Origin of the sequence: Paraburkholderia sp., from assembly GCF_035948235.1 — a bacterium.
Classification (GTDB): domain Bacteria; phylum Pseudomonadota; class Gammaproteobacteria; order Burkholderiales; family Burkholderiaceae; genus Paraburkholderia.
Window position 1 is genome coordinate 1 of sequence record NZ_DASZJJ010000300.1, and the last position, 4,394, is coordinate 4,394.

A 4,394-nucleotide genomic window follows, 5' to 3' on the forward strand; every position below is an offset into this window, starting at 1 on the left:
TGCTTCAATTGATCACATTGTGATATAAAATGAAGCTAAGCCCTCTCGTGACTCAATGAACGCCCAGGCTGTCGCAGTCGAAGGGCGATGGTAGCGTCCGAATCGTGTCTGGTGCAAAAGTGCAATAGTGATCAAAGCGAGGAGCCATCATGCTGGTCACCTTTCAATCGACCGCCTCGGCTGATGTCCTTGCTCAGGGATCTTTCGCAGTATCTGCTGGGGCTCATCGGCAAGCGGCTTGATACACGCGGGGTAATCCTGCATGACGAACTGCCGTGTGCCATCAGCCGCCTTGAAGCGGCTATTTCGGACGACAAAAAAGCGGAGATTGCGCTTGAATCGTTGCAGTACTTCCGCGAGCGCGGCCAGGACTCGCGCAGTGGACTTTCGCAGCGGGCGTGGCCGTTTCTCGATATGCTGCGTGAAGCCCGCAAACTGGATGCAGACATCATCTGGGGGCTATAGACGTAAATCGCCAACCAGACTATGTTGCAGAGAGGGAATCGAGTTCCTGCGAGGCACACTGGAAATCCCTGCTCGTCGAGGAGATGCCATTCCCGATCCAGCGTATCCAGACTGATTGAGGTGGCGAGTTCTTCGCCGGATCGGTGCGGCGACGTCTAATGCGAATGCGTCAAATTTCGACCGATTCCGCCACGCTCGCCACACCTCGACGGCAAGGTCGAGCGTTCACAGCTGACTGACCTGAACGAGTTCTGGTCCAGCTACGCCCCGGCCGAGGACGAGATTGACCAGCGACTTGAAGAGTGCCAGTTTGACTACCCTGGCCCCATCCGCACGGCTCACTCGGTGCCAAGGCGCCCACCGTTGGCGAATGCGCCGCGGCACTCGAGTGCGTATGGCCGCGCTGGCACGCTGCGCTCACATGCGCGGCGTCCCCCGGGCGGCCGCACGCGAGGGCGACGCCGCGTGGAGGGCGGCGCAAAACGCTGTTTCGCACCGGTGCGCAGCATATAGACGCAAGCCGCGGTTGGCGCTCTTGAAGCTGGGGCAGGACGGCCACGATCGCGGCGCGCGTGTTATGGCGGCGGCACTCGCCGACGCCGGTTTCGAAGCCAGCCTGGGACCGCTCTTCGCGACGCCGTACGAGGCGGCTGGCTGGGCGGACTCGCGTGAGCCCGATATCGTCGGGGTTTCGACGCTCGCGGGTGCGCACGCGACGCTGGTGCCCGCGCTGCTCGGCGCATTGCGCGAGCGCGGTTGCGGTGCCCGGTGGTGCTAGCCGGCATCGTGCCGGAGGCGCATCACGAATCGCTGTTCACCTGCGTGTACTCAAGATATTCGGACCGGACACGCCGCTCGATCAGATCGCGCTATCTATATTGGGAATCCCGAATGAAGTGGCGTCGTCCCTACAGGATTGCTGCGCGTGACGATGCGGTGTTCAACCTTCCCGGTACGGCGCTTCGCGGATGAGATCGCCCTGATAGAACGCCGGGAAGCGCTCGAGCTGACGCTGTGCGTCTGCGAGGTCGATGTCCGTGCTCAGCACCGCGCTCGAAAAGCCCATGCGCTCCATCTGCAGCAACTGGTCGACGAGCACTTCGCCCGTTGCCCGCAGGTCTCCCTTGAAGCCGAGTCTGCGACGCACGAGATAGGCCTGGCTATACGCGCGGCCATCGGTGAACGACGGGAGGTGCAATTCGACTCGCGCGGCGTGAGCGATTTCGGCAGCATGGGCGAGTGGGTCCGCGTCGTTTGGTAAGGCGAGGACTGGCGTGGCTGCATCGGCGGCGTTGTCGTGTTGGCCGAGCAGACGAATGCGTGCAATGGTCGTCATGCTGGATCCTCCGCTGTTGCGCGAACGGCGTCCGCGGCCGCTTTGAATGGTTCGAGTCCGACCCGGCGGACGGTTTCGATGAACGTCTCGCGACGTGCGCCGCCGTGCTCGCGCTGCGCCAGATAGCAGCCGATCACCGCTTCGACGGCGTCGGTCACCTCGTGCGCGGCGAACGACGGGCCAATGACCTTGCCGGGCCGCGCATCGCCGCTGCGCGTGGAGCCGTCCGCGCCACCGAGCGTAATCTGGTACCACTCTGCGCCATCCTTGTCGACGCCGAGTATGCCGATATGCCCGCTGTGATGATGGCCGCACGAATTGATGCAGCCGCTGATATGCAGATCGATCTCGCCGATATCGTTTAGTTCGTCGAGGTCTTGGTAGCGCTCCATGATGCTCTGTGCGATCGGCAGCGAACGGGCGTTGGCGAGCGCGCAGAAGTCGCCGCCAGGACACGAGATCATGTCGGTGAGCAGGTGCACGTTGGCGCTGGCGAGCTGCGTGTCGACGGCCGCGCGCCAGAGCGGCAGCAGGTCGTCGGCATGCACCCATGGCAGGACGATGTTCTGTGTGTGCGTGACACGCGCTTCGCCGGCCGAGAAGCGGTCCACGAGATCCGCGACGCGTTCGAGCTGGTCCGCCGATGCGTCTCCTGGCGCCTGGAGGACGCGTTTGAACGAGAGCGTAACAATCCGCAACGACGCTTCCTTGTGCGGTGCGACGTTGCGCTCGAGCCAGCGCTGGAACTGCGGCGTTTGGCGGGCCGCGTCCTCGCGTGCGGCGGCAGCGGCGGCGGCGGCGGGGCGGCACGCGGCCACTTGCGCAGGCACGGCGAAATACGCGCGCATGCGATCCAGTTCGGACTGAGGGATCGTATGTGGGCCACCGTCGAACTCGACGATCTGCCGGAACTCCTCCTCGACTTCGTCGACGAAGCGTTGGCCTTCGGCTTTCGCGAGAATCTTGATGCGTGCCTTGTATTTGTTGTCGCGCCGGCCGAACTGGTTGTACACGCGAACGATCGCCTCGATGTAGTTCATGATGTGGCGCCACGGCAGGAATTCCCGCAACACGATGCCGATAACCGGCGTGCGCCCCATGCCGCCGCCCACCGTGACGCGAAAGCCCAGCTCGCCGTTTTCATCGTGGACGAGGCGCAGCCCAACGTCGTGCCAGCCGGTCGCCGCGCGATCTTCCGTGGCGCCCGTCACCGCGATCTTGAACTTGCGCGGCAGGAACGCGAACTCGGGATGCAGCGTCGTCCACTGGCGCACGATTTCGGCGAAGGGGCGCGGGTCGGCAATCTCGTCCGGCGCAACTCCGGCGCGTGAGGGCGGTCGGAACGCGTGGACGCCAACGGGTTAAGCAGCGACCTGATTCAGATAGTATCGCTGCGTGAATGCTACAGGCGACAGGTAGTCAAGTCGAGCTTGCGTGCGTTGCCTGTTATAGAAGATCTCAATGTATTCGCAGATGGCTCGCCGTGCCTCTTCGCGTGTGGCGAAGCGTCGATGATAGACCAGCTCGCTTTTGAGCGTGCCCCAGAACGACTCAATCGGTGCGTTGTCGAAGCAGTTTCCTCGTCGGCTCATTGATGCCTGCATGTGGAACTGGCCAACGAGTTCCTGATAGGCGTGCGCGCAGTATTGGGACCCGCGATCTGTGTGATGGATCAGACCCGGCGCCGGGCGGCGCGATGCAACGGCGCGGAACAACGCCTGCATCACCAGATGCTTCGTCATGCGCTGCCCATGGCGTAGCCTACCAGTTCGCCGCTGTACAGATCTTTCAGGCCGGCGAGGTACAGCCAGCCTTCGTCGGTCGCGATATACGTGATATCGCCACACCAGGCCTGATTTGGCGCGGTTGCCGCGAAATCCTGGTTCAGAAGGTTCGGCGCGACTGGCAGCTCGTGCTTCGAGTTGGTTGTCGCTTTGAACTTGCGCTTCTGCTTGCAACGCAATCCAAGCTTGCTGCGCAATCGCTTGATGCGATGCACGCCAACCCGCACACCGTGTTCCAGCAAATCTTTCTGCAGTCGTTCAACACCAAACGTTTCGCGCGTGCGCTGGTGCGCGGCGAGGATCTCTGCTTCCAGACGGGGTTCCTGTTGCGTACGGGACGACGGTGGCCGTTTGCGCCACGCGTAGTACCCGCTGGTCGACACACCGAGCAGCCGGCACATTGGCGGTACCGGGTAGTCCTGTCGCATCTGCTCAATCACGCCGTACTTCACCGCGACTCCTTCGCGAAGTAGGCCGCGCACTTTTTTAACAAATCGCGCTCCATCTTCACTTCGGCCAGTTCCCGTTTGACCCGGTTCAGCTCCATCTCCAGCTCGGTCAGTGGCTTTTGCTGTTGCCCAACCTTGCCGAGTCTGCCCGCCTTCGCGGCGTACACCCAGTTCGCCAGCGACTTCATCGGGATCGACAACCGGCGTGCCGCTTCCGACACACCGACGCCGTCCGTCAGTGCGAGCTTGACTGCCTCTTCGCGAAATTCCTTCGTGTAGACCGCTTTCGGGATTCGATTCATCTATGCCTCCGTTCCTCTATTTTACGAAGCGTTGGCATCCACTTTTTTCCGCCGGCCT

General features: G+C 62.5%; 2 protein-coding genes and 4 pseudogenes. 3 read left to right on the forward strand and 3 right to left on the reverse strand.

What is annotated here, in order from left to right; all coding sequences use genetic code 11:
• The first annotated feature begins 149 nt into the window (after positions 1 to 149).
• The 3 genes and pseudogenes from VG320_RS26740 (at position 150) to VG320_RS26750 (ending at position 1,243) form a co-directional block, all read left to right on the forward strand.
• Positions 150 to 465, forward strand: a pseudogene (locus VG320_RS26740) (DUF1840 domain-containing protein).
• Positions 466 to 536: 71 nt separating this feature from the next.
• Positions 537 to 825 (forward strand): annotated as a pseudogene (locus VG320_RS26745) (integrase core domain-containing protein); the annotation flags it as partial.
• Between the two features lie 166 nt (positions 826 to 991).
• On the forward strand, positions 992 to 1,243 hold the full coding sequence (locus VG320_RS26750) for a cobalamin-dependent protein (protein WP_327203085.1): 252 nt from the start codon (positions 992 to 994) through the stop codon (positions 1,241 to 1,243).
• Positions 1,244 to 1,405: 162 nt separating this feature from the next.
• Here the strand turns inward: VG320_RS26750 and VG320_RS26755 are convergent, their stop codons facing one another.
• From VG320_RS26755 to VG320_RS26765, 3 genes and pseudogenes are all read right to left on the reverse strand, one after another.
• Positions 1,406 to 1,801 carry a DUF934 domain-containing protein gene (locus tag VG320_RS26755; RefSeq protein ID WP_327203086.1) on the reverse strand — a complete coding sequence of 132 codons (396 nt, stop codon included), beginning with the start codon at positions 1,799 to 1,801 and terminating at the stop codon, positions 1,406 to 1,408.
• Positions 1,798 to 3,129: pseudogene (locus tag VG320_RS26760) on the reverse strand (nitrite/sulfite reductase); the annotation flags it as partial. The gene VG320_RS26755 and the pseudogene VG320_RS26760, both read right to left, overlap by 4 nt.
• 33 nt (positions 3,130 to 3,162) lie before the next feature.
• Positions 3,163 to 4,336 (reverse strand): annotated as a pseudogene (locus tag VG320_RS26765) (IS3 family transposase).
• Between the last annotated feature and the right edge of the window lie 58 nt (positions 4,337 to 4,394).

Coding starts and splice junctions, on each gene's coding strand:
- VG320_RS26755 (WP_327203086.1), bottom strand. CDS start 1,801: ATGACGACCATTGCACGCATTCGTCTGCTCGGCCAACACGACAACGCC.